Source organism: Paenibacillus sp. EPM92 (assembly GCF_016586185.1).
GTDB classification, from domain to species: domain Bacteria; phylum Bacillota; class Bacilli; order Paenibacillales; family NBRC-103111; genus Paenibacillus_G; species Paenibacillus_G validus.
In genome coordinates, this window is sequence record NZ_BCPS01000046.1 from 1 (window position 1) to 20,253 (window position 20,253).

Sequence of the window (20,253 nt, forward strand, 5' to 3'; positions counted from 1 at the left end):
GGGGTGGAAGCACGGCAACGTGTGGAGCTGACGAATACTAATCGGTCGAGGGCTTATCCAAAAGACTTTCACTTTAGTGAAGTCAAAGCATTCAGCATGCTGAGTTTCGTATCCAGTTTTCAGGGCGTGAGCTCTGAAGGAATATTCCCCGATAGCTCAGTTGGTAGAGCACTCGACTGTTAATCGAGTTGTCACAGGTTCGAGTCCTGTTCGGGGAGCCATATGGAGAGGTGTCCGAGTTGGCCGAAGGAGCACGATTGGAAATCGTGTAGGCGTCACAAGCGTCTCGAGGGTTCGAATCCCTCTCTCTCCGTAGAACTGCAGAATAAGTATTCGCAAGGCCCGTTGGTCAAGGGGTTAAGACACCTCCCTTTCACGGAGGTAACAGGGGTTCGAATCCCCTACGGGTCACCATTATGGAGGCTTAGCTCAGCTGGGAGAGCATCTGCCTTACAAGCAGAGGGTCGGCGGTTCGATCCCGTCAGCCTCCACCATAATTACTTTTTGTTTAACGACGCGGGGTGGAGCAGCCCGGTAGCTCGTCGGGCTCATAACCCGAAGGCCGCAGGTTCAAATCCTGCCCCCGCAACCAAATTCATCTCGGAGATCATAGCTTCGATATTGAATACATAGTGTGGAGCCGTGGTGTAGAGGCCTAACATGCCTGCCTGTCACGCAGGAGACCGCGGGTTCGAATCCCGTCGGCTCCGCCATTATTTAAACTATGAATGGATTTGTAAGGTTAGGCTCGGTAGCTCAGTCGGTAGAGCAGAGGACTGAAAATCCTCGTGTCGGCGGTTCGATTCCGTCCCGAGCCACCATTATGCCGCTGTAGCTCAATTGGTAGAGCAACTGACTTGTAATCAGTAGGTTGGGGGTTCAAGTCCTCTCGGCGGCACCACAGTTTCATATGGAGGCTTAGCGAAGTGGCCAAACGCAGCAGACTGTAAATCTGTTCTCTGACGAGTTCGGTGGTTCGAATCCATCAGCCTCCACCATTTTCATAGGGGCATAGTTTAAAGGTAGAACAAAGGTCTCCAAAACCTTTGGTGTGGGTTCGATTCCTGCTGCCCCTGCCAAACAAATTTCATATGGCGGTCGTGGCGAAGGGGTTAACGCACTGGTCTGTGGCTCCAGCATTCGTGGGTTCAAGTCCCATCGATCGCCCCATTTTTCTAAACTCACATTGGGGATTAGCCAAGCGGTAAGGCAACGGACTTTGACTCCGTCATGCCTAGGTTCGAATCCTAGATCCCCAGTTTCATTCTTGCGGAAGTGGCTCAGTGGTAGAGCATCGCCTTGCCAAGGCGAGGGTCGCGGGTTCGAGTCCCGTCTTCCGCTCCAATTTTATAGCTGTGTGGCGCCATAGCCAAGTGGTAAGGCAGAGCTCTGCAAAAGCTTTACCCCCAGTTCGAGTCTGGGTGGCGCCTCCAATCTTACGCCGGAGTGGCGGAATCGGCAGACGCACAGGACTTAAAATCCTGCGGTAGGTGACTACCGTACCAGTTCAAGTCTGGTCTTCGGCACCACTCCAATCTAATTGTTTTATGTGCCCTTAGCTCAGCTGGATAGAGCGTTTGACTACGAATCAAAAGGTCAGGAGTTCGAATCTCTTAGGGCACGCCACCAGCCGGTATGGCGGAATTGGCAGACGCGCGCGACTCAAAATCGTGAGGGAAACCGTGGGGGTTCAAGTCCCTCTACCGGCATCAAAGCATAGAGAGCGAATTATTCGCTCTCTATGCTTTTTTTATATGTGTTTTTCTTTTATTTTCCTTTCGGGACGTTAAGCAATTCCGGTAAAGTGACAAGACGATAACCTTGGCCTTGTAACTTCTCGATAACATGAGGCAATGCGCGAACGGTGCCGCTTAAATCTTGGGTAGAGCCACCCCCGGAATGTTGAAGAACGATTGAACCGGCTTTGGTGTGATGCAAGATATTGGAAGTCACTTGAGGCTCATTTAATTGCTTCCAGTCCATCGAATCAACGTTCCAATTGACAACAAGGTAACCACGATCCGAAGTCCATAGAAGTTGATTCTCGCTGATTTCACCGTAGGGTGGACGGAGTAGTCTCGGTCTGTAGCCAATTAAGCTGTGCAAGGTGTCTTGCGTTTGCAGAATCTGATGCTGAAAGGATTGCTCGTCCAGTTTGGTGAACAGCGGATGCGAATAGGAATGATTGCCGATAACATGTCCTTCATTGACGATGCGTTTCACGACTTCCGGATGCTTCTCGGCTTGTGAACCGACAATGAAGAAGGTCGCCTGCACGTGATATTTTTTCAAAATATCGAGCACTTGGGGGGTAAACTTAAGATCAGGCGCATCGTCAAAGGTAAGAGCGACTTTTTTACCGGTCGAAGAACCGCGTAATCGTAAAAGCTGGGGATACTTTTTTACAAGCTGAGAGAGCGTTAGACGCTGGTTTTGCGCCGCAGCCGTCGTGTGGTTCGTTTGTTTCTGTTTACCGGTTTTGGCGGATACGGTTTTTGGCGGAGCTTGCGTCTTAGCTGCCTTCTTAGGGACAACCTGCTGCTGGGCAGGCGCCGGGACGGTTTCCGTATGAACTTCCGGTGTCGGCTTAACGGGCGCAGCAGGGACTTTGTCGGGAATGGACGGAGTCAAGCTTTCGATACGTGTATGGGGGGACGATGTGGAACCCGTATTTCGTGTTGAAGGTGTATCGTTGGACGCCTGGGCCTGTTTTGAATTCCCTTGACTTGTCCAAGGGGACGCTTGCGGTGTTGTATGAGGATGGGGTTGTGCCGAACAGGACGTCAACGCGATGCTGAGCATCGTCGTCCAAGCGAGATTCATTCCTATACGAGGATACACGGTGCCTCCCCCTTATCCATAAAGTTATCTTAGTGTTGGATAGGAGGAGGAGAATTATGCGGTGTTGTTAGATGATGTTGAGGCCTTCGAGGATCATTTTGGAAGCGATCAATACGAAGGAGATGCGTAGCACCCATAGCAGTTTCTTGCTGCTTAGACGGCTGGCGATTTGAGCGCCTAACCAACCGCCGAGCACCGCCGTAGGAGCCAGGCAAAGGACCATCCATAGGTCCACCTCTCCAAGACTCAGCTTCGTCACGGTGCCCATCACCGAAGATAGCAAAATCACGAACATCGAAGTGGCGGTAGCGACATGCGGCGGATAACGAAACAGGAGTACCATGGCCGGAACGAACAACGAGCCTCCGCCGATTCCGAACAGACCTGAAATAAAGCCGACGGCCGAGCCGATGGCCAGTGCTGGAATCAGGCTGTAACCGTACTCGAACGTTTGTCCTGAAGCATCTATGTAAGTGCGCTGAACGCTCCAGCGGACATTGATCGGTTTGATATAATCACGAAGGATGAGCAGTATGGCCATGAACATCATAAAGAAACCGAAGTACAACTGAAACGATTGCGCATCAACGAATTGCGTCACGTAGGAGCCCAGCATGGCTGCGGGCCCGCATGTCATGAAATAAAGCAAGCCGCTTCTAAAATCCACGCGCTTCTGCTTCAAGAATGCTAAGGTTGAAGAAAGCGCGGTAAATATAAGTACGGCAAGCGAAGTGCCGACCGCCGTGGAGACGGATATCGTCTGCCCGACGAACAATGGGCCTAAATAAACGAGTGCAGGCACAATAATAATACCGCCGCCGAGACCGACAAGGCTACCGAAGGTAGCTGCGATCAGGCCGACGGCGGTAAAAAACAAAAAGCTCATGAGATAACCTTCCTCCATGTTAATATTTAATGTAAATAAATATTAACATAGAAACGATGAAGTTCAATCCTGGGCGTTCAAAATATCGCTGAGCAACTGTTTGTTCGGCAAGTAGTGACTCGATTGAATGAAGCGTATTGTGCGCGTTTTGGCTCGCATGACGATCGAGTGGGTCTCCGCACGGTGATCGTTCGTATAGCGCACGCCGCTTAGAAATTCGCCTGGGGTAATGCCGGTAGCCGCAAAGATAACGTCCCCGTTACCGACCATATCGTCCATGCTCAATATTTTGTACGGATCGTCAATGCCCATCTCGCGGCAGCGGGTGAATTCTTCCTCGTTGCCCGGCATGAGTCTGCCGATCAGCTCGCCACCGAGACAACGCAGCGCAGCGGCGGCGAGCACGCCCTCGGGAGCTCCTCCGGAACCGACGTACAAATCGATGCCCGATTCAGACAGAGCAGGTGCCATTGCTCCCGCGACGTCGCCGTCGCTCAGAAATTTAATGCGCACGCCAACGCGGCGCAGTGTATGAATACGTTCACGGTGCCGATCACGATCCAAGATCATGACGGTTAAATTGCTCAATGGCTTGCCTAACAAGTCGGCGGCGCGTTCCAAGGTTGTCTCGAGTGGATCGTCGAGACTTAATTTACCGGCTAATGCCGGTCCGACGGCCAGCTTCTCCATATACATATCCGGAGCGTGAAGCAGCTGCCCCTTGCCCGCAATGGCGATGACTGCCAAGGCGTTGTTTAAACCTTTGGCAACGAGCTCTGTGCCCTCAAGCGGATCCACCGCGACGTCGACCTCCGGTCCTTGTCCGTTGCCGACTGCTTCTCCGATATAAAGCATCGGGGCTTCGTCCATTTCCCCTTCACCAATAACGACGGTTCCACGGATGGAAACGGAATCGAACATGGCGCGCATGGCCGTCGTAGCGGCGCCGTCAGCCTGATTTTTATCTCCACGGCCCATCCAGCTTGCCGCCGATAGCGCCGCGAGCTCGGTGACGCGAACGATTTCCAATGCCAATTCTCTTTCCATCTGCTCTCACTCCCTGAATATGAATGGTACATTTAATCTGAATATAGTATAATGAATAACTATATAGTACGCAATAATTATTCGAGAAGCGCGATAATATTGCGACAATAAGGACGTAGACTCAAAACGGTTCTTTGAGAAAGAGACTATTTTTGATACAATCATATGGAAAAGATGCGGATAAGAGCTGGCGAAACAAGGAGGGACCGGTCATCGAACTGAGTGCGCGCCAATTACAGATCGTTGAATTAGTGAAAGCGAATGCGCCGATTACCGGCGAACAAATAGCGGAAATGCTCGGGTTAAGCCGACCGACGCTGCGCTCTGACCTGGCGCTGCTTGTTATGCTGGGGCTGGTTGACGCCAAGCCGAAGGTCGGATACACGCCAGGTTCATCGGTGAATACGGGATCACAGGCTTCACGCAAGCTGCTGGGGCTGAAAGTGCGGGACGTTCAGGCGATTCCTGTCGTTGTCCGGGACCAGGCGTCGGTGCACGATGCGGTTGTGGCGTTGTTTCTGGAGAACGTCGGCAGCTTGATTGTAGTCGGGGAGGACGGTTGTTTGTCCGGCATCATTTCCCGTAAGGATCTGCTGAAATTTACGTTCGGCAACGCCAGCGCTTCTTCCATGCCGGTGAGTATGGTCATGACGCGAGAGCCCAATGTCATTCATGTAACGCCGGAGGAATCGGTGATCGATGCGGCGAACAAAATGATTCACCACCAAGTGGACAGCTTGCCGGTGGTCGTGCCGGTGAAAAGCGAAGAGGCGGGCGGGCGGACCCGTTGGGAAGTAGTAGGACGCGTGACAAAAACGATTATGACGAAAATACTGCTGGATTTGGCCATAGACCGCTAATCATGATCTGAAAAATAAGGAGAAGGAACCGAATGAGGGAAGAACAACATTATGAAATTACGATTTGCTCTGATTCGGTTGGGGAAACGGCAGAAGCCGTCGTCAGAGCGACGATCCGGCAGTTCGATGCTCATCAGGTAAGGACGAAGCGGATCGGCCATATTAAGAAGGAAGATGAAGTGCGCGCCATCGTCGAAGAAGCGGCGCAGCGGGGCGGATTCATTGCGTATACGCTCGTGCAGCCCGAGCTCAGGGAAACGATGAAGGAAGAAGCGCTCCGGCTCGGCGTACGCGCCGTGGACATTATGGGGCCGATGATGGAAGCGTTCGTCGATACGTTCAACGACGCGCCGAAGCGAGAGCCGGGGCTGCTGCACCGGCTCGACGAGGATTATTTCCGCCGCGTGGAAGCGGTCGAGTTTGCAGTGAAGTGCGACGATGGCCGGGATACAAGCTCGCTGTTGAAGGCGAACCTGGTGCTGATCGGGGTTTCGCGGACATCGAAGACGCCACTGAGCATTTTTCTGGCGCATAAGGGCATCAAGGTATCGAATTTACCGTTGGTGCCGGAAGTGAAGCCGCCCAAGGAGCTGTTTCTCGTTCCCGGCAGCCGGATCGTCGGACTCACGATGGACGCCGAGAAGTTGTACAAGATTCGGACTGAGCGGCTGAAGGCGGTCGGCCTGCCGTTCGGAGCGAAGTATGCGACGATGGAACGGATCGATGAGGAACTGCAATACGCGCAAACGCTAATGAAGCAAGTGGGCAGTCTGATCATTAATGTGACCGATAAGGCAATCGAGGAAACAGCGGGCATTATTATGGGTTATTTAAATTAATTCCGAAGGCTTGGACCGTGAAGGTTCGAGCCTTTTTGCATGCTTCGAAGGCGCTCTTGAGCGACAAGCGAACTCATAAGCCGACGGGACGCCGCATGCCGCAAATCGGAGGGTGGCCCTTATACATGAAAAACCCCCTGAAAGCTACTTAGTAGCTTTACAGGGGGTTTTTCGGCATTAAGAGATTAGATGATGAGTGCACGTAAAACAATTACGAGCAAGATGAACAATACAAGAATTACACCAGTTGTTGTAAAAAATCCGACAGCGCTCATGTGACATCCCCCTTTCAGAAGTCATATTATACTATATGGCCTTTATATAATTTTGGTATGGACTTATGACCGAGACAGGAAAAAAACAGTTAATTCCGCGGGAGAACAGGGCCGGAGATGCTCGCTCAAAGCTCGCTGCTACTGATTTACATCCAATTGACTAGCATTTTATTCATGGTAGAAACATGGAATTTCCCGATATTCTGGGTTACAATGGCAGCAGCATGTCTTTTGTCTTTTACTTAGGCGCATACGCAAGACGCAAGTATATGAGGATTGCCTCGATAAAGCGAGAAAATGAGTTTTCAAGATTGCACGAAACGGATGGACCGAACGTACAGCAAGCGGGAGAACGCTCGGCCGCGAGGCAATCAGCCGGACTGGAATGCGTTTTTTGCAGCCGGGTTAAAAAGTAGAGACGACGAGGAAAAGAAAGGTAGTTGTGCGATGAGTGAACAGCCGGTGATTCGCAATATCCCCAAGGAGCAGTTTCAAGAGTCGATGGATTTGTCTGCTTTCGCTTTTCAGTATGTACTGACAGAGGAAGACCGTTATCATCGCGAAGCTTTGATGCGCACCGAGGAGCTGTGGGGCGCTTATGTGGATGGCCGCTTGGCGGCCAAGCTGACGATCCACGGCTTCGAAACCTGGATGCATGGCAAGAAATTCGCCCTGGGCGGCATCGCAGGCGTTGCCACTTGGCCGGAGTACCGGCGGGGCGGGCTTGTGACGAAGCTGCTGGCGCATGCGTTGATGACCATGAAGGAACAGGGACAGACACTGTCGTTCCTATACCCGTTTCAATTCCCTTTCTACCGGAAGTTCGGCTGGGAAATGTGCGCGGAGCAGAAAATATACGATATCCCGGCAGCGCTGCTCCCCCATTGGCCGGCCGGCACAGGGAAGATCGTACGTACCGGCGGGCAGCGTGAGCTGTTGGAGCCGGTGTACACAGCCTATGCCGAGCGATACAACGGGATGCTGGTCCGGGAGGAGGGCTGGTGGGAGCATCGCGTATTCCGAAATAAGCCGGGGACGGCAGCCGTGTACTACGACTCGTCGGGGCGTGCTGCAGGATATGTGATGTATCAGGTGAAGGAGCGGGTATTGAAGGTGCACGAGCTTGTATATCTCGATCACCAAGCTCGGACGGCGCTATGGCGGTTTCTGGCCGATCACGATTCGATGATCGATCGTCTCACGCTGTCAGCTCCGGCCGAGGACGATCTGGCGTTCCTGCTCGACCATCCGCGCATCAAGCAGGAGCTCTCGCCTACATTTATGGCCAGAATCGTCGATGTGCCCGCGTTTTTGGCAAAATTTCCGTTCGCCTCCGGTGTGGAAAGCACACTGCTGCTGCGCGTCGAGGACACGCATGCCGCGTGGAACAACGGGGTGTGGCGGCTCTCTGTGGACGAGTCCGGGACGGCTGTCGTGCGGGAAGCGGACAGCGCGTCGTCAGGATGCCTCCCGTTCGCGTCCTGCAGCATTCAAACGCTGGCGGTGCTGATGCTCGGTTACCGGCGCCCGGCCTTATTGCATGAGATCGGCAGGCTGCAGGGCACGGCGGAAGCGGTGGAAACGCTGGAACGGCTTATTCCGCCGCGCCCGGTGTATTTGGCGGATTACTTTTAAATGAAACCTCAGCACCCTTATTGGGGATGCTGAGGTTTTTTAGTTGCGGCTGCTGAATCCGCCAGTCGGGCAGTTCACTGGACTTTAGTCGAGTTTCAAAACCCGCCGCAGGTTCGTTTTGGGCGGAGCGGTTTTTCCCTAGAATAAAGACATAAGCAAACGAGAAACAAACGAAAGGCGGTGAAACGAATTCATGAGAATGAATAAACATACCGGACTCGCGGTGCTGTTGATTTTCTTCGGAGCGCTGATCCTGCTGAACAAGACGGGTTTTCACATCGGGCATCATGTCATGAGCATCCTATTCCCCGCAGCTATGGTCGGCCTCGGATTCGTCGGACTGAAGAACGGTAAGAGCATTATCGGCTGGATCTTGATCGGTATCGGCGGTTTGATTCTGCTCGGCAAGCTGTCCGGATTGATCGGATTGCTGGTGGCGATCGGATTGATCGGTTACGGTGTCTCGATGCTGCGCTGCAAAAAATCGGTTTACTAACACACATAACGAATCCTAGAAGAAAAGGTGGTTGAACGAAGCATGAGTTTAGGCAAACGATTCCGTGACATCACGGTCGCCCATTTCAATGAGATGCTGGAAAATTCGGAAGACCCGGTTCGCTTGATCGATAAATATTTGGCTTCGCAGTCGGAGCAGATCCGCGAATCGGAGAAGCTGCTGCAGCAATGTTTAAGCCACGCCGCGTCGCTCCGCCATCAGTACGCGGCAGCCGAGCAGCTGAAGGAGCGCCGCGAGCAGCAAGCGATGCTGGCGCTGCGTGCCGGCGAGGATGAAGTCGCCCGGATGGCGCTGCAGGAGAAGATGGCGCAGGAAGAGAAAGCGGCGCAGTACAAAGCCTTGTATGAGCAAAGCAAACTGGGCATCGTCGAGCTCGAGGAGCAAGTGCAGCAATTAAAAGCCGATTTCGATGAAATCGCATCGAAACGGAGCTATTATATCGCCAGACTGGAATCTGTCCGGCTGCAGCAGCGCATGAACGAACGAATGCGTTCGATGGGCGCAGGACCGTCGCCACGCATGTTCGAACGATTGGAAGAGCGCGTATCCGACATGGAACTGACGGCGAGAACGCTTCGCGAGGTTCGCGGCCATGTCCGTGACGCATGGACTGCCGCCAGCGGCGCCGCTTCGCAAGCGCTGGACCAAGAACTCGCAAAACTTCGCAGTAAACTGCAACAGGAGGGCTGGAATCGACCATGACGAAATTATACCGTTCCCGAACCGATCGTAAGATTACCGGCTTATGTGGAGGTCTTGCAGAAACGCTGGGATTCGATGCGACGCTGCTTCGTCTCCTGGTGGTCATCACGACGCTGTTCTCCGGCGGAGTCGTCATCGGCATCTATGTATTGGCGGCGCTGGTGATCCCGAGCGAGCCTTGGCACGGCGGGCCTCACGGTCCAGGTCCCGGCTATGGCGGAGGGGCGAATCCGTATGGCGGCAAGTGGGATCATCAATTTTGCAGCTGGAAAGATTGGAAGCGCGCCGAGAGGCACTACCGTAAAGCGCAGCGTTACGGCTGGGGCAGCCCGCAGCAAGCGGGAGGTTACGAAGCCGAGTATGCGGCAAGCCAAGCGCAAGCGGCGGGCACGGCCGGCAGCGACCTCGACGATATGATGAAAGACATCGAGAAAAAAGCGATGTGGAAAGAAATTGAAGAACTCCGCGCCAAAGTCGCGCAATACGAAAAACAACAACAAAACCAAACTAAAGGAGAGATATAATCATGGGAGTATTTTCCAGAATTAAAGATATGACGAAAGCGTCGCTGCACGAGCTGTTGGATAAGGTCGAAGATCCGATCATTATGCTGAACCAATATATCCGCGACATGGAAGAGGAAATCGCACAGGCCGAAGTGACGGTCGCCCGTCAAATCGCCAGTGAACGTAAGCTGAAGGAACGTCTGGATGAAGCGGTTCGTCTGACGGCGCAATTCGAAGCGCAAGCGAAGGAAGCGCTCAAGAACGATCAAGAGCTGGCGGCACGCCAAGCACTCGAACAAAAGCTGTATCACGAAGGGAAAATTACCGAATACACCGAGCTGCATGAGCAGGCCAAGGGGCAAGCGGCCGAGCTGGTACAACAGCTGCATGAAATGAAAGATTCGTTCTATCAAATGCGCAACAAGCGCAGCGAGCTGATTTCCCGCGCACAGCTGGCCAAGGCTAAGAAGCAAATGGCCGAAGTGACGGCGAACAACGTTATCGAAGGCGGCAGTGCCGTGAAGGGCTTCCGCCGCATGGAAGAGAAAATCATGACGCTCGAAGTGGAGGCGGAGATCGCACGCAAGCCTTTTGTCGGCACGGCCTCTTATACGGGTTCGGCTTACGGTCTTGGCGCGAACGTCGATCCGGCGAAACAGCAAAAGCTCGACGAGCAGTTGAACCTTCTGAAAGAAAAAATTTCTTCCGAGCCTAAATAAGCATTCGCAGCAGCCGTGAAAATGCTAGTGGAGCGAACCCGGCAGTTATGATATGCTAGGTAGGGCAAAAGCCATGGAGGGCCATTATGCAGCCGCTATGGCTTTTGTTTCACGCTATCAACTAGACCGACGAAAGGGGGCGGCGCACATGTACCGTAAACGAAACCGCAATATCGCACTCGTTTTGATCGGAGCGGGCATTTTTTTGTTGGCGCACGATCACATGAGCTTCATCACGGTGGTCGCCCTCTTTTTACTGTTATTCGGCGTGTATAAAGTTCGTTCGGGAACCGGGCGCAAAGGGTATGTGCTGATGATTATCGGCCTGCTGCTGCTCTTGGGCGGAAATATGCCGCTCGTGATTGCGGTCGTGCTGATTTCTCTAGGATTTTTTTATCACAAATCACGAAAGATAGACCGGGACGATCGTCATTACCGGAAGCAAAGCATCATCGACAGCATTCGTTGGGGCCGAGATCCCTGGATGCTGCGCGATATGTCGATTTGGAACGTGCTTGGCGAGATTCATATGGATTTGACGTATGCGATACCCGAGCAGAAGGAGACGACCATCGTCCTGCAGGGCGTGATCGGGGACATCGATTTCATCGTGCCGGAGGATGTCGGGGTATCCGTGACGGCTTCTGTGCTTTTCGGTCAAACGAGCATCGGGTATGATAAGGAAGCGGGCGTGCTGAACAAGCTCGTATGGCAGTCGCCGAACTATTGGACGGCGGATCGTCAAGTGAAGATCGAAATGTCTTATGTTATTGCGGATATCGATATCAAAATCGTGTAGCGTGGAGGAAGCGGCATGGACGGACATGAGAAACGTCTGACCAACATGATATGGCGAAGTATGGCGGAGTCCATCGGGCTCAGCCTTATTTTGTTTGCCGTTATCGTGTACTTTCTCCAGGCGAACGGGTATATTCGTCCTTTTGAGTCGTGGAAAGAAGGCGTGAGCCTCAGTTTGACGTTGATCTCCATTACGATCATCCTCGGCGGCTCTTACGGGCTGTGGTACTCTACGCGTATCAACCGCAGGCTCGAACAGCTTCGGGAAGTGATGCTGCTGCTGGAAAAAGGAAACTTGAGCCGCGCGGTGCCGCCGTTAGGCGAGGACGAGATCGGACGCCTCGGGGAGCAGCTTAATCAAATAACGAAGAAATGGGAAGAGCAGGTCTCTTCGCTGCAGCGGCTGTCCAACAACAACGCCCAATTGGCGCAAAAGGCTAAATATTCGGCTATCGTCGAGGAAAGGCAGAGGCTGGCACGCGAACTGCACGATGCGGTCAGCCAGCAGCTGTTCGCAATCTCGATGACGGCGACGGCGGTCGGGCGGACGCTGGATAAAGATTTCGACAAAGCGCAGCGGCAGATCCATCTTATTGAAGAGATGGCGTCGGTTGCCCAATCGGAGATGCGCGCGCTGCTGCTGCATTTGCGGCCCGTTCACCTGGAGGGCAAGCGCTTGTCGGAGGGACTGGTCGAGCTGATGCAGGAGCTCGCGGCGAAAGTGCCGATGGAGATGGATTGGGAGCTGTCGGACGATATTAAGCTGCCCAAGGGCATCGAGGACCATCTGTTCCGGATCGCCCAGGAAGCGATGTCGAATGCGCTGCGCCACTCGAAGGCGACGAAGCTTGAAGTACGGCTCACGCAGCCTTCCGCCGATGCGGTGCGGCTGCTGATCCGGGATAATGGCGTCGGCTTCGATTTGGATATGAGGAAGCAAGCGTCCTATGGTATAGTTACGATGAATGAACGCGTGAACGAAATCGGCGGCTCGATGAATTTATTGACGGCGCCGGGCAAAGGCACGCGGATCGAGATCAGAATTCCGATTATGGCGGAGGGAGGGACTCAGAATGGAAGAGACGACGATTAAAGTGCTGCTAGTCGACGACCATGAGATGGTGCGGATCGGACTAGCGGCCGTGCTCGGTACGGAAGACGATATCGAGGTGGTGGGCGAGGCAAGCAGCGGTCAGGAAGGCATTCGGCTGGCGCTCGAATACCGTCCTGATGTGGTGCTGATGGATTTGGTGATGGAAGGGATGGACGGGATCGAAACGACGCGCCGTCTGCTGGAGCAGCACCCGGATTGTAAAGTGATCGTGCTGACGAGCTTTATCGACGACGAGAAAATTTATCCGGTCATAGAAGCGGGAGCGTTCAGCTATTTGCTCAAAACGTCGCGCGCTGCAGAAATCGCCCAAGCTATCCGGTCGGCCGTTAAAGGGCAGTCGGTGCTTGAATCACAAGTCGCTTCCAAACTGATGAACCGGTTCCGGCAGCCGAAGCAGGCGGCGATGCCGCACGAGGAGCTGACCGATCGCGAGATGGAAGTGCTGCGGCTGATCGCTTCGGGCAAATCGAACCAGGATGTCGCAGACGAGCTGTTCATCGGCGTGAAAACGGTGAAGTTTCATGTGACGAATATACTCGCTAAGCTCGGCGTCGAGGATCGGACTCAAGCGGCCATCTATGCGTTTAAGCAGGGCTTGGTGGAATAGCAAACACACAAAAATCCCCGTATCCGTCAGCGCGGAGGCTGCAGGAACGGGGATTTGCTGTTGGCTTAAGCGGCGCGGCGATCTTCGAACTGATCGCCGAACATCGTTTTCAGGAGCAATCTCTCGACGGAGAGCAACTGGCTGCCGCTGAAGGCAAGTGCTGCGGACATGGCCAGCAGTACGATTTCAAGCTCATATCCGGCCGCTTGAGCACTGCCCGTAAAGCCTGCGGCAAGCTTTACTTTAAACAGGGCGACCAGCATAATGATCGTGAACAGCGCGGAAATGATTCGGGTTCCAAGTCCGAGGATCACCGCGAAGCCGCCGATCAGCTCGACCAAAGCGACCACATAGGCCATGAAGCCAGGGAGACTGATGCTTTCGAACCAGCCGGAAACATTGGCGATGCCTCCGGCAAATTTCAAGTAACCGTGGATCATGAAGGTGAGGCCCAAGCCTATGCGTAAAATGAGTTGTCCGATTTCGACATTTCTATTCATGACTGTTTCTCTCCCTTAGGATTAAAATTCAAGGCTCAAATAACTGAGCGTGCCCAAATCGTAGCTGCGGTGAATGACCGACGGCTTTCTTTGCGGATTTCCGCTGCCCCATGCGATGTAGAAGGGCACGAAATGCTCCGCGCGCGGAACAGCGAGGCGGGCGTGAGGGGCTTGCGCGGCATAGTCGAACAGCGCTTCCTGATCGTCTTGCTCCAGGCGTCCGAGCAGCCACTCGTCGAATTCGACAGCCCAAGGCTCGGGTGTCGTTTGGCCCCACTTGATGATGCGAAGGTTATGCACGGTGACACCGCTGCCGATCACGAGGATGTCTTCGTCGCCGAGGCCGCGGAGCGCTTCACCGATCCGGTATTGCTCGCGGGGCGCGGTGTACGGATTGACCGAAACCTGTACGACCGGTATGTCAGCTTCGGGGTACATCCGGTGCAGCAGCGTCCAGGAGCCGTGGTCGAGGCCGCGCGTCGTGTCGGTTTGTACGGCGATGCCGTTCTTCTCCAGCCGCTCCTTCACGTTCGCAGCAACGATGGAGGAGCCTCTGGCTAAATAACGAATCTTGTACAGTTCGTCGGGGAAGCCGTAGAAATCGTAGATGGTGTCGTATACGTCGTCCGACGAGGAAATCGTCGTCACTTCAGTTTCCCAATGCGCGGTGAAAATAACGATAGCTTTCGGACGGATGCGCTGGGCCAGTTGAGCGAGAAATGCGGCGTATTCGGTTTGCTCGATGGCCAGCATCGGTGAACCGTGGGCTAAAAATAACGATGGTACCATTAAGGGGACCTCCTTCAAGTGCGTTCGTTTTAGGTTACTTTATGTAAGTTAGTTTAAGATAATAACTTAAATATGTCAAGTAACTAATTAATGAAGTTTAACTATATAATTTTTAGTTTATTTCGGTTATACTAGTACTAAGAGTGAGGTGAAGCCTTATGAACGAGTCGACGTTATGTCCCCGGATGGAAAAAGCGTCGCAAATCCTCAGTAAACGGTGGGCCGTGCTCATCATTTATCAGCTGCTTTCGGGCCGTCAGCGGTTTTGCACGATTGAAGCGGCATTGCCCATCAGCGGAAGACTGCTGTCCGAAAGGCTAAAGGATTTGGAGCAGGAAGGAATCGTGTTACGGGAAGTATTCCCGGAAACGCCGGTTCGCATCGAATATTCATTAACGGAGAAGGGGCGCGCCCTGGAACCTGTCATTCGCGGTATTGAAGCGTGGTCGATAGATTGGGTAAAATGAGACAAGATGCGGCCGGTAACCATGTTGCATAACAATAGGAAGCCCTGACGGAACAAATGCCGTCGGGGCTTCTGTATTTCTTAAGATTTCTTTAGAAGTGAATGCTTTCCAGCCGCTCATTCGTCATATTACTTAGAGGACGAATGCGTTCTTTGCGGCTTGGAGAGGAGATGACTTGCCGAAAATGAAAGGCTTGGCTGCACAGAAACGACACCAACCGACGAAACGGCTGTCGTTCGGGGAGAAGGCGGAAGTATTGAAGCGTTACGAGGTATACAGTTATCAAATTGCGCATTATTTGCTGCAGCGGGAGGACGCCGCGAGACGGGCAGCCGAGAACACGCTGCTTTCCTTATATCAATCCGACGATTTCTTTATGGAGGCTGAAGCGGATAAAGCCGACCGTGTGAAAAAGGAGACGATCCGGCATGCGCTGCGCGTGCGCCAAGCGGCGGCAGGGGCGACAGGCGCCTGACGGAGCGTCCCGCCTCTGATCGCGAGGCGGGCGCAAGGGCTCTCCTTACCTGGACACATCCAACAGCGTGCCGGTTAGCGGCACGGATAAATACGTCTGCAAGCCGCTGTCCGGGCTGACCGTGTAGCTGCTGAACGCGCGGTATTCGTCCTGCTGCCGGTCAATCAGGCTCGACGCGGCGAGCGATTGCAGACGGTCAGCCGCTGCTGCCAGCCGATCGGCGAAGCCGCCGCTGCCGGTCAGCGTGCCGGCAACGACGTCCGGCTGCCGCTGCAATTGCTCGGCGAGTAGTTCCGCATCGATTCGCAGCGAGCCGTCCGGCTGCCGGACGATGCCGATGCGCTCCAGGTCGCCGAACGGGAGGCGGGACGCCCATTTGCGGACAGCCGGCTTTAACAGGCTGCCGGCATCGCTTAAAGCGCCGGACAGCCGATTGAATCCCTCGACCATATGCTCGGCGGCTTCCGGCAAGCCGTCAGGTTCCGTCGTGGTCGCGGCTTGTTTGGCCGCCTCGACGGCTTGTCCGGCTTTCCCGGCCGCGGTCAACACGTTCGCGAGATCGGCGGCCGTCCTTCGCGCGAATTGCTCGAATCGATGTTGGGGCCAAAGCATAACGGGCAAGCCCGGCGGTTTCGGCTTCACCGAGCCGACGGCTTTGGACTGCGACTGTTCGTACGCATACCACTGGGCATGCACCTCATACGGGCGGAATACTCGTGTAATTGGTGGTGTAATCATGTCCGGCCCCCCTATCCCTCCAGATGCTTATTTCCATTATAAACCATTGGCGCTTTGCTCGTAAATCATTTCACTTGACACCAGCCGAGTAATTGGAGTAACATAAAAAATCAAATTTCGGTCAAAAGGAGCTCGTTCGGATGAATGCGGTACAAGTGATCGTGATAGCGGGCGTGTTGGTGATTTGTGTTGCGTTCCTGCGATTCGTAGGCAAAAAGTATAAAAAATAAACGGGTCGTCCGCCCTAACCTTTCTTCCGTTCCCTACATACGATGGAGGAAAAGCTTCAGCTAGGGAAAGGCGGTTTGACGGATGATCCGCAAACGAATTCCTCGGCGCGACGACGGCGTGATTTATCAGCTTGTCCAGAAAGAGCTGCTACCTTTCGCCAAACAGACGCTACCGAGCGCTCGAGTCAGTCGATCTCTTCTGCGAAAGCGGCTGAGCCAGGGCGTGACGTACGTGGAAATAACGGCCGGACGCGTTCCGGTCGGATTTATCGCGCTAATAGCAGACCGCGAACGGTTGTCGGTCGATATGCTCGCAGTCGATCCCCGGTATCAGGGAAAGGGGATTGGCAAACGTTTAATGTTATACGTGGAACGGAAGGCGCAGGAATTGGGACTGCCCGAAGTGACCCTGTGGGTCGACGAAGCGAACGGGCGGGCCCGGGGCTTCTATGAACGGTTAGGGTACACATCGATTTATTACGATCCGCATATGCGTTGTTTCTTGATGAGGAAGTCAATGTAATGAAAAACCAAGTCTGCCGTTCGCTTTGCTTGCGAGCCTCGGAGACTTGGTTTTTTGCAATTAAGCGAGTGTGAATAACAGCCCAACCAGTCCAATGTCGAGAACGACTCGGCGGCCGTGCTGAAGAACGGAAACGGGATACGCCGGGTAAGGGGAGGGGCCGAACGGATGAGCGGATGCCTGCGCGATATGCTCGGCGGCGGTTCCTTTCCCGGCTCTTTTGCCGGAAGCGGGGGCTTTCTTCTTCGGCGAGCGTCGGCTGCTCCTGGTTGGGCCGGAAGCTGGAGCGACCGCCTCTTCTTCGTCGTAACTGAGAATTAGCTCGCCTTTCTTGACGCCGATCAGCGTCCCGAAGATTTCGGTACCGTTCTTCAAAATCACGCAGACCGGCTTGCCGTAATGCGGCCTGCACCCCGCTTCGCCAATCGGATAGATCGGTTTCATGCGTACATTCACCTCCGTCATGGCTTGCTGGAAGCCTACACTTCAGACTATGCGGCTTTTGTACCGCTGTCCTAGACGAATGCCCGGGGGCGACTGCCTATTTTTGCGGGCGCGGGGTATACAATCTATGGATTCCGGCCATGCTGGTCAATAGATTGATAGATTCGGAACAAAAGGACGGGATATGCGATGCGGAAGTTCGGGATGATGGCTCTGCTGGCGTTGGCGGCAATCGGATGTTTGGCGGTACTGCGCACGCAGGCGGCGCTGCCGGCAGCGGGGACGGCGGGCAAGGCGGGGGCCTATGCCGACACTATCAAGCTCTTGACGACTGCGAAGCAAGTCATGGATCCTGCAGCAACCGTCAAGCTGACGATGAAAAAGACAGGCGCTTACCTCCCCGTATCCGGCGAAGCCGATCTGCTCGCCGACGGGCAATTGTGGAGCGAACGGCTTGGCATGACTCCAGCCGCCGCCCTCACAGAGCAGCAAGGGCACGCCGTATACCGCCAGGAGGGTGCAGCGGGCGGCTGCAAGCAGACGCTGCTGCTTACCTCGCTGAATGCCGGCGAGTTTTACGCGATCGTGAAGACGGAATGTGAGACGCTCCCTGCGGCCGGAGCCGCGGAAGCGGTCGCTCTACAGCAGCGATTGGACGCCGCTGTAGAGGGGCTGGAGTGGGATGCCTCATGGAACGTAATGGTGCAGGGCGGCCTTGCCGACCCGAGCGCGCAAGGCGCGGAAGCCGCGCTCCGCACGGTGGAGCGGGAGCTGGCAGCGAAGGCGGAGGAGCGTTACGAGGACAGAGGCACGGTCAGCGTCTCGTACGCGTCGCCGGAGCTGAACGAATTCGTCTGGAGCGGCGATCGGAAGCTTCATCTGCAGGCGGCCCTGCGCTGCGATTCGCAATCGGGCGACTGGCGGCTGACGCTCGGCACACCTGTCATTACGACAGAGTATTGAAACTCGTTCTCATTTTGGTTATGCTAAAGGGAAAAGCAGGATAGGCGTTTTTTCCACCCTATATACTAAGAGAAAGAATGAGGGAAATTATGACGAATGCTGTGTTTTTAATTTTTGGAGCGACTGGGGATTTGGCTCGTCGTAAGCTGTTCCCGGCTTTCTACAGTTTATACCGCGAGCGGAAGCTGGGCGATAAATTCGCCGTCGTCGGCCTCGCGCGCCGTCCGCGTTCCAATGCGGAATTCCGTCAAGACGTGCTGGATTCGATCAAAGAGTTCGCGCGCTACAATGTAACGAAGGACGAGCAGTGGGAGTCCTTCGCCGAGCATTTCGAATACATGTCGCTCGACATCAACAACGTGGAAGGGTTTCGCGAGCTGCGCAGCCTGACCGATAAGCTCGACGCCAAATTCGAAATCGGCGGCAACCGGTTATCGTACCTGGCGCTGTCGCCGGAACTGTTCGGCAGCGTGTCGCATAACCTGAAGGCCGGCGGCCTGCAGGAAACCGGCGGCTGGCACCGGCTGGTCATCGAGAAGCCGTTCGGCTACGACTTGAAATCCGCCGAGAAGCTGAACGCCGAAATCCGCCAAGTGTTCGATGAGAAGGATATTTACCGCATTGACCACTACCTCGGAAAAGAAATGGTGCAGAATATCAACGTGGTTCGGTTCGCGAATGCGTTCTTCGAGCCGCTGTGGAACAATAAATATATTGCCAACATTCAAATTACGCTGAGCGAAACGGTCGGGGTGGAAGAGCGCGGCGGTTACTACGACCGTTCCGGCGCACTGCGCGACATGGGTCAGAATCATATGCTCCAAATGCTTGCGATCATGGCCATGGAGCCCCCGGGACGGATGCACCCGGAAAGTATCCGGGACGAGAAGGTGAAGGTACTTCGCAGCTTGCGGGGATTTGAATCGTCCGATGAGGTGCGCGCCCATACCGTCCGCGGTCAATATGCGGCGGGAACGCTGAAAGGACAGGCGCTCCCCGGTTACCGCGAGGAGGACAAAGTAAATCCGCATTCGAACACCGAAACGTATTTTGCCGCGCGCGTGTTCGTGGATAATTTCCGATGGGCCGGCGTGCCGTTCTACATTCGTACAGGCAAGCGGCTTCCCGTGAAAACGACTGAAGTTGTGGTCGAGTTCAAGAATGTGCCGAATAATGTATATTTGGCCAAGAAGCACAAGCTGGAGCCGAACCTGCTCGTGTTCCGCGTCAACCCGATGGAAGGCATTTATTTCAAAATGAACGCCAAACAACCGGGCTCGGAGGGCACGATCGTGCCGGTGGCGATGGACTTCTGCCAAAGCTGCCAAGTCGGCTTGAATACTCCGGAAGCGTATGAGCGTCTATTGCATGACGCCGCCCGCGGAGACTCCACCTACTTCACTCGTTGGGATGAAGTGGCGCTCGCCTGGAAGTACGTCGACCAGATTGCGCAAGCATGGAGCGAACGGTCCGATGACCTGCAGTCGTACCCGGCCGGCACATGGGGACCGGAACGCGGCCGGAAGCTGGTCGAAGAAGACGGTTTCCGCTGGTGGCCGGTCAACGGTCAAGACGAAGGCGAAGTGGCTTGGGAATTCGTACAGCGTTAAGCAAGCAGCGCCACAACGGAAATGAACTTGTCCGAGGCCGGTGGAGCGCCGGACCCGGACATAGGGGTTCGTACGGGAGACGCCGGCGCGGACATTTTTGCTACAGTATAAACGAAGGACAGGCTGTCAGGCTGCGGGGAAGCTTCGCGCCGGGCAGTCTCTTTTTTT

At 54.5% G+C, this 20,253-nt stretch carries 22 protein-coding genes and 17 tRNA genes; 32 read left to right on the forward strand and 7 right to left on the reverse strand.

The genetic code is table 11. The features are described 5' to 3' along the window. Positions 1–145 precede the first annotated feature (145 nt). The 17 genes from JMF85_RS08575 (at position 146) to JMF85_RS08655 (ending at position 1,709) form a co-directional block, all read left to right on the forward strand. Positions 146–221: transfer RNA gene (locus JMF85_RS08575), tRNA-Asn, on the forward strand. A gap of 3 nt (positions 222–224) precedes the next feature. Next, a tRNA-Ser gene (locus tag JMF85_RS08580) sits at positions 225–313 on the forward strand. A 26-nt stretch (positions 314–339) separates the two neighbouring features. After that, positions 340–414, forward strand: a tRNA-Glu gene (locus tag JMF85_RS08585). Between the two features lie 4 nt (positions 415–418). Beyond that, positions 419–494 (forward strand) — tRNA-Val (locus tag JMF85_RS08590). A 21-nt stretch (positions 495–515) separates the two neighbouring features. Beyond that, positions 516–592 (forward strand) — tRNA-Met (locus JMF85_RS08595). Positions 593–636: 44 nt separating this feature from the next. After that, positions 637–713: transfer RNA gene (locus JMF85_RS08600), tRNA-Asp, on the forward strand. A 32-nt stretch (positions 714–745) separates the two neighbouring features. Further along, positions 746–821, forward strand: a tRNA-Phe gene (locus tag JMF85_RS08605). A gap of 4 nt (positions 822–825) precedes the next feature. Continuing rightward, positions 826–901 (forward strand) — tRNA-Thr (locus JMF85_RS08610). A gap of 11 nt (positions 902–912) precedes the next feature. Next, a tRNA-Tyr gene (locus JMF85_RS08615) sits at positions 913–998 on the forward strand. Between the two features lie 7 nt (positions 999–1,005). Next, positions 1,006–1,079 (forward strand) — tRNA-Trp (locus tag JMF85_RS08620). Positions 1,080–1,094: 15 nt separating this feature from the next. Continuing rightward, positions 1,095–1,170: transfer RNA gene (locus JMF85_RS08625), tRNA-His, on the forward strand. Positions 1,171–1,187: 17 nt separating this feature from the next. Continuing rightward, positions 1,188–1,259: transfer RNA gene (locus tag JMF85_RS08630), tRNA-Gln, on the forward strand. 10 nt (positions 1,260–1,269) lie between these two features. Beyond that, positions 1,270–1,344 (forward strand) — tRNA-Gly (locus tag JMF85_RS08635). Between the two features lie 15 nt (positions 1,345–1,359). Next, positions 1,360–1,433, forward strand: a tRNA-Cys gene (locus tag JMF85_RS08640). 7 nt (positions 1,434–1,440) lie between these two features. Further along, a tRNA-Leu gene (locus JMF85_RS08645) sits at positions 1,441–1,529 on the forward strand. Between the two features lie 20 nt (positions 1,530–1,549). Next, positions 1,550–1,626: transfer RNA gene (locus JMF85_RS08650), tRNA-Arg, on the forward strand. Positions 1,627–1,629: 3 nt separating this feature from the next. After that, positions 1,630–1,709, forward strand: a tRNA-Leu gene (locus JMF85_RS08655). A 58-nt stretch (positions 1,710–1,767) separates the two neighbouring features. On the opposite strand, the gene JMF85_RS08660 is transcribed toward JMF85_RS08655, so the two are convergent. The 3 genes from JMF85_RS08660 to glpX form a co-directional block, all read right to left on the reverse strand. Then, positions 1,768–2,841 carry a polysaccharide deacetylase family protein gene (locus tag JMF85_RS08660; protein WP_236595787.1) on the reverse strand — a complete coding sequence of 358 codons (1,074 nt, stop codon included), beginning with the start codon at positions 2,839–2,841 and terminating at the stop codon, positions 1,768–1,770. A gap of 67 nt (positions 2,842–2,908) precedes the next feature. Beyond that, on the reverse strand, positions 2,909–3,727 hold the full coding sequence (locus JMF85_RS08665; protein ID WP_127608202.1) for a sulfite exporter TauE/SafE family protein: 819 nt from the start codon (positions 3,725–3,727) through the stop codon (positions 2,909–2,911). Between the two features lie 63 nt (positions 3,728–3,790). Next, complete coding sequence (glpX, locus tag JMF85_RS08670) at positions 3,791–4,774, reverse strand: class II fructose-bisphosphatase (protein WP_141335775.1); 984 nt, start codon at positions 4,772–4,774, stop codon at positions 3,791–3,793. A 212-nt stretch (positions 4,775–4,986) separates the two neighbouring features. Here glpX and JMF85_RS08675 point away from each other — a divergent pair, with 212 nt between their 5' ends. The 10 genes from JMF85_RS08675 to JMF85_RS08720 all read left to right on the forward strand — a co-directional run bounded on the left by JMF85_RS08675 (position 4,987) and on the right by JMF85_RS08720 (position 13,346). Next, entirely contained in the window at positions 4,987–5,634 is a 648-nt protein-coding gene (locus tag JMF85_RS08675; protein ID WP_127608213.1) for a helix-turn-helix transcriptional regulator, read from the forward strand. Positions 5,635–5,666: 32 nt separating this feature from the next. After that, entirely contained in the window at positions 5,667–6,473 is an 807-nt protein-coding gene (locus tag JMF85_RS08680; RefSeq protein ID WP_127608200.1) for a pyruvate, water dikinase regulatory protein, read from the forward strand. Between the two features lie 722 nt (positions 6,474–7,195). Next, positions 7,196–8,383: a GNAT family N-acetyltransferase gene (locus tag JMF85_RS08685; RefSeq protein ID WP_127608212.1), complete on the forward strand. Its 1,188-nt coding sequence runs from the start codon at positions 7,196–7,198 to the stop codon at positions 8,381–8,383. Between the two features lie 193 nt (positions 8,384–8,576). Continuing rightward, a complete protein-coding gene (locus tag JMF85_RS08690; protein WP_127608198.1) occupies positions 8,577–8,879 on the forward strand; it encodes a LiaF transmembrane domain-containing protein in 303 nt (100 codons plus the stop codon). 42 nt (positions 8,880–8,921) lie between these two features. After that, complete coding sequence (locus JMF85_RS08695) at positions 8,922–9,602, forward strand: PspA/IM30 family protein (RefSeq protein WP_054796150.1); 681 nt, start codon at positions 8,922–8,924, stop codon at positions 9,600–9,602. Next, positions 9,599–10,126, forward strand: a complete 528-nt coding sequence (locus tag JMF85_RS08700; RefSeq protein ID WP_201318065.1) for a PspC domain-containing protein — start codon at positions 9,599–9,601, stop codon at positions 10,124–10,126. Before JMF85_RS08695 ends, JMF85_RS08700 begins: the two co-directional genes overlap by 4 nt. A gap of 2 nt (positions 10,127–10,128) precedes the next feature. Then, positions 10,129–10,827 (forward strand): PspA/IM30 family protein, encoded by a 699-nt coding sequence (locus JMF85_RS08705; RefSeq protein ID WP_127608196.1) that lies wholly within the window; start codon positions 10,129–10,131, stop codon positions 10,825–10,827. 148 nt (positions 10,828–10,975) lie between these two features. Further along, entirely contained in the window at positions 10,976–11,626 is a 651-nt protein-coding gene (gene liaF / locus JMF85_RS08710) for a cell wall-active antibiotics response protein LiaF (RefSeq protein WP_201318066.1), read from the forward strand. 15 nt (positions 11,627–11,641) lie between these two features. Continuing rightward, positions 11,642–12,718: a HAMP domain-containing sensor histidine kinase gene (locus JMF85_RS08715; protein ID WP_127608194.1), complete on the forward strand. Its 1,077-nt coding sequence runs from the start codon at positions 11,642–11,644 to the stop codon at positions 12,716–12,718. Then, positions 12,699–13,346, forward strand: coding sequence for a response regulator (locus tag JMF85_RS08720; protein ID WP_127608193.1), 648 nt, complete (start codon positions 12,699–12,701; stop codon positions 13,344–13,346). The genes JMF85_RS08715 and JMF85_RS08720 overlap by 20 nt, the downstream gene beginning before the upstream one ends. A 65-nt stretch (positions 13,347–13,411) precedes the next feature. Here JMF85_RS08720 and JMF85_RS08725 read toward each other — a convergent pair whose 3' ends face one another. Together JMF85_RS08725 and JMF85_RS08730 are read right to left on the reverse strand one after the other, a co-directional pair. Further along, positions 13,412–13,846 carry a DoxX family protein gene (locus JMF85_RS08725; protein ID WP_054796153.1) on the reverse strand — a complete coding sequence of 145 codons (435 nt, stop codon included), beginning with the start codon at positions 13,844–13,846 and terminating at the stop codon, positions 13,412–13,414. Positions 13,847–13,867: 21 nt separating this feature from the next. Beyond that, positions 13,868–14,635: a DODA-type extradiol aromatic ring-opening family dioxygenase gene (locus tag JMF85_RS08730; RefSeq protein ID WP_054796154.1), complete on the reverse strand. Its 768-nt coding sequence runs from the start codon at positions 14,633–14,635 to the stop codon at positions 13,868–13,870. 158 nt (positions 14,636–14,793) lie between these two features. On the opposite strand from JMF85_RS08730, the gene JMF85_RS08735 reads away from it, so the two are divergent. Both JMF85_RS08735 and JMF85_RS08740 read left to right on the forward strand, forming a co-directional pair. After that, complete coding sequence (locus JMF85_RS08735; protein WP_054796155.1) at positions 14,794–15,102, forward strand: winged helix-turn-helix transcriptional regulator; 309 nt, start codon at positions 14,794–14,796, stop codon at positions 15,100–15,102. Between the two features lie 184 nt (positions 15,103–15,286). Further along, positions 15,287–15,577, forward strand: a complete 291-nt coding sequence (locus JMF85_RS08740) for a hypothetical protein (RefSeq protein ID WP_127608211.1) — start codon at positions 15,287–15,289, stop codon at positions 15,575–15,577. 45 nt (positions 15,578–15,622) lie between these two features. Here JMF85_RS08740 and JMF85_RS08745 read toward each other — a convergent pair whose 3' ends face one another. Then, positions 15,623–16,315 carry a hypothetical protein gene (locus JMF85_RS08745; RefSeq protein WP_201318067.1) on the reverse strand — a complete coding sequence of 231 codons (693 nt, stop codon included), beginning with the start codon at positions 16,313–16,315 and terminating at the stop codon, positions 15,623–15,625. A 312-nt stretch (positions 16,316–16,627) separates the two neighbouring features. On the opposite strand from JMF85_RS08745, the gene JMF85_RS08750 reads away from it, so the two are divergent. Then, on the forward strand, positions 16,628–17,068 hold the full coding sequence (locus JMF85_RS08750) for a GNAT family N-acetyltransferase (RefSeq protein WP_201318068.1): 441 nt from the start codon (positions 16,628–16,630) through the stop codon (positions 17,066–17,068). A 60-nt stretch (positions 17,069–17,128) separates the two neighbouring features. Here JMF85_RS08750 and JMF85_RS08755 read toward each other — a convergent pair whose 3' ends face one another. After that, complete coding sequence (locus JMF85_RS08755; protein ID WP_054796158.1) at positions 17,129–17,512, reverse strand: LSm family protein; 384 nt, start codon at positions 17,510–17,512, stop codon at positions 17,129–17,131. A 189-nt stretch (positions 17,513–17,701) separates the two neighbouring features. On the opposite strand from JMF85_RS08755, the gene JMF85_RS08760 reads away from it, so the two are divergent. Together JMF85_RS08760 and zwf are read left to right on the forward strand one after the other, a co-directional pair. After that, positions 17,702–18,475 carry a YwmB family TATA-box binding protein gene (locus tag JMF85_RS08760; protein WP_155615402.1) on the forward strand — a complete coding sequence of 258 codons (774 nt, stop codon included), beginning with the start codon at positions 17,702–17,704 and terminating at the stop codon, positions 18,473–18,475. A gap of 89 nt (positions 18,476–18,564) precedes the next feature. Then, positions 18,565–20,085, forward strand: a complete 1,521-nt coding sequence (zwf, locus tag JMF85_RS08765; RefSeq protein ID WP_127608191.1) for a glucose-6-phosphate dehydrogenase — start codon at positions 18,565–18,567, stop codon at positions 20,083–20,085. The last annotated feature ends 168 nt before the right edge of the window (positions 20,086–20,253 follow it).

Coding starts and splice junctions, on each gene's coding strand:
- JMF85_RS08740 (WP_127608211.1), top strand. CDS start 15,287: ATGAAAGGCTTGGCTGCACAGAAACGACACCAACCGACGAAACGGCTG.
- JMF85_RS08700 (WP_201318065.1), top strand. CDS start 9,599: ATGACGAAATTATACCGTTCCCGAACCGATCGTAAGATTACCGGCTTA.
- JMF85_RS08760 (WP_155615402.1), top strand. CDS start 17,702: ATGCGGAAGTTCGGGATGATGGCTCTGCTGGCGTTGGCGGCAATCGGA.
- JMF85_RS08690 (WP_127608198.1), top strand. CDS start 8,577: ATGAGAATGAATAAACATACCGGACTCGCGGTGCTGTTGATTTTCTTC.
- JMF85_RS08750 (WP_201318068.1), top strand. CDS start 16,628: ATGATCCGCAAACGAATTCCTCGGCGCGACGACGGCGTGATTTATCAG.
- JMF85_RS08725 (WP_054796153.1), bottom strand. CDS start 13,846: ATGAATAGAAATGTCGAAATCGGACAACTCATTTTACGCATAGGCTTG.
- JMF85_RS08705 (WP_127608196.1), top strand. CDS start 10,129: ATGGGAGTATTTTCCAGAATTAAAGATATGACGAAAGCGTCGCTGCAC.
- JMF85_RS08755 (WP_054796158.1), bottom strand. CDS start 17,512: ATGAAACCGATCTATCCGATTGGCGAAGCGGGGTGCAGGCCGCATTAC.
- JMF85_RS08730 (WP_054796154.1), bottom strand. CDS start 14,635: ATGGTACCATCGTTATTTTTAGCCCACGGTTCACCGATGCTGGCCATC.
- JMF85_RS08745 (WP_201318067.1), bottom strand. CDS start 16,315: ATGATTACACCACCAATTACACGAGTATTCCGCCCGTATGAGGTGCAT.
- JMF85_RS08665 (WP_127608202.1), bottom strand. CDS start 3,727: ATGAGCTTTTTGTTTTTTACCGCCGTCGGCCTGATCGCAGCTACCTTC.
- JMF85_RS08735 (WP_054796155.1), top strand. CDS start 14,794: ATGAACGAGTCGACGTTATGTCCCCGGATGGAAAAAGCGTCGCAAATC.
- glpX (WP_141335775.1), bottom strand. CDS start 4,774: ATGGAAAGAGAATTGGCATTGGAAATCGTTCGCGTCACCGAGCTCGCG.
- JMF85_RS08680 (WP_127608200.1), top strand. CDS start 5,667: ATGAGGGAAGAACAACATTATGAAATTACGATTTGCTCTGATTCGGTT.
- JMF85_RS08720 (WP_127608193.1), top strand. CDS start 12,699: ATGGAAGAGACGACGATTAAAGTGCTGCTAGTCGACGACCATGAGATG.
- JMF85_RS08685 (WP_127608212.1), top strand. CDS start 7,196: ATGAGTGAACAGCCGGTGATTCGCAATATCCCCAAGGAGCAGTTTCAA.
- zwf (WP_127608191.1), top strand. CDS start 18,565: ATGACGAATGCTGTGTTTTTAATTTTTGGAGCGACTGGGGATTTGGCT.
- liaF (WP_201318066.1), top strand. CDS start 10,976: ATGTACCGTAAACGAAACCGCAATATCGCACTCGTTTTGATCGGAGCG.
- JMF85_RS08715 (WP_127608194.1), top strand. CDS start 11,642: ATGGACGGACATGAGAAACGTCTGACCAACATGATATGGCGAAGTATG.
- JMF85_RS08695 (WP_054796150.1), top strand. CDS start 8,922: ATGAGTTTAGGCAAACGATTCCGTGACATCACGGTCGCCCATTTCAAT.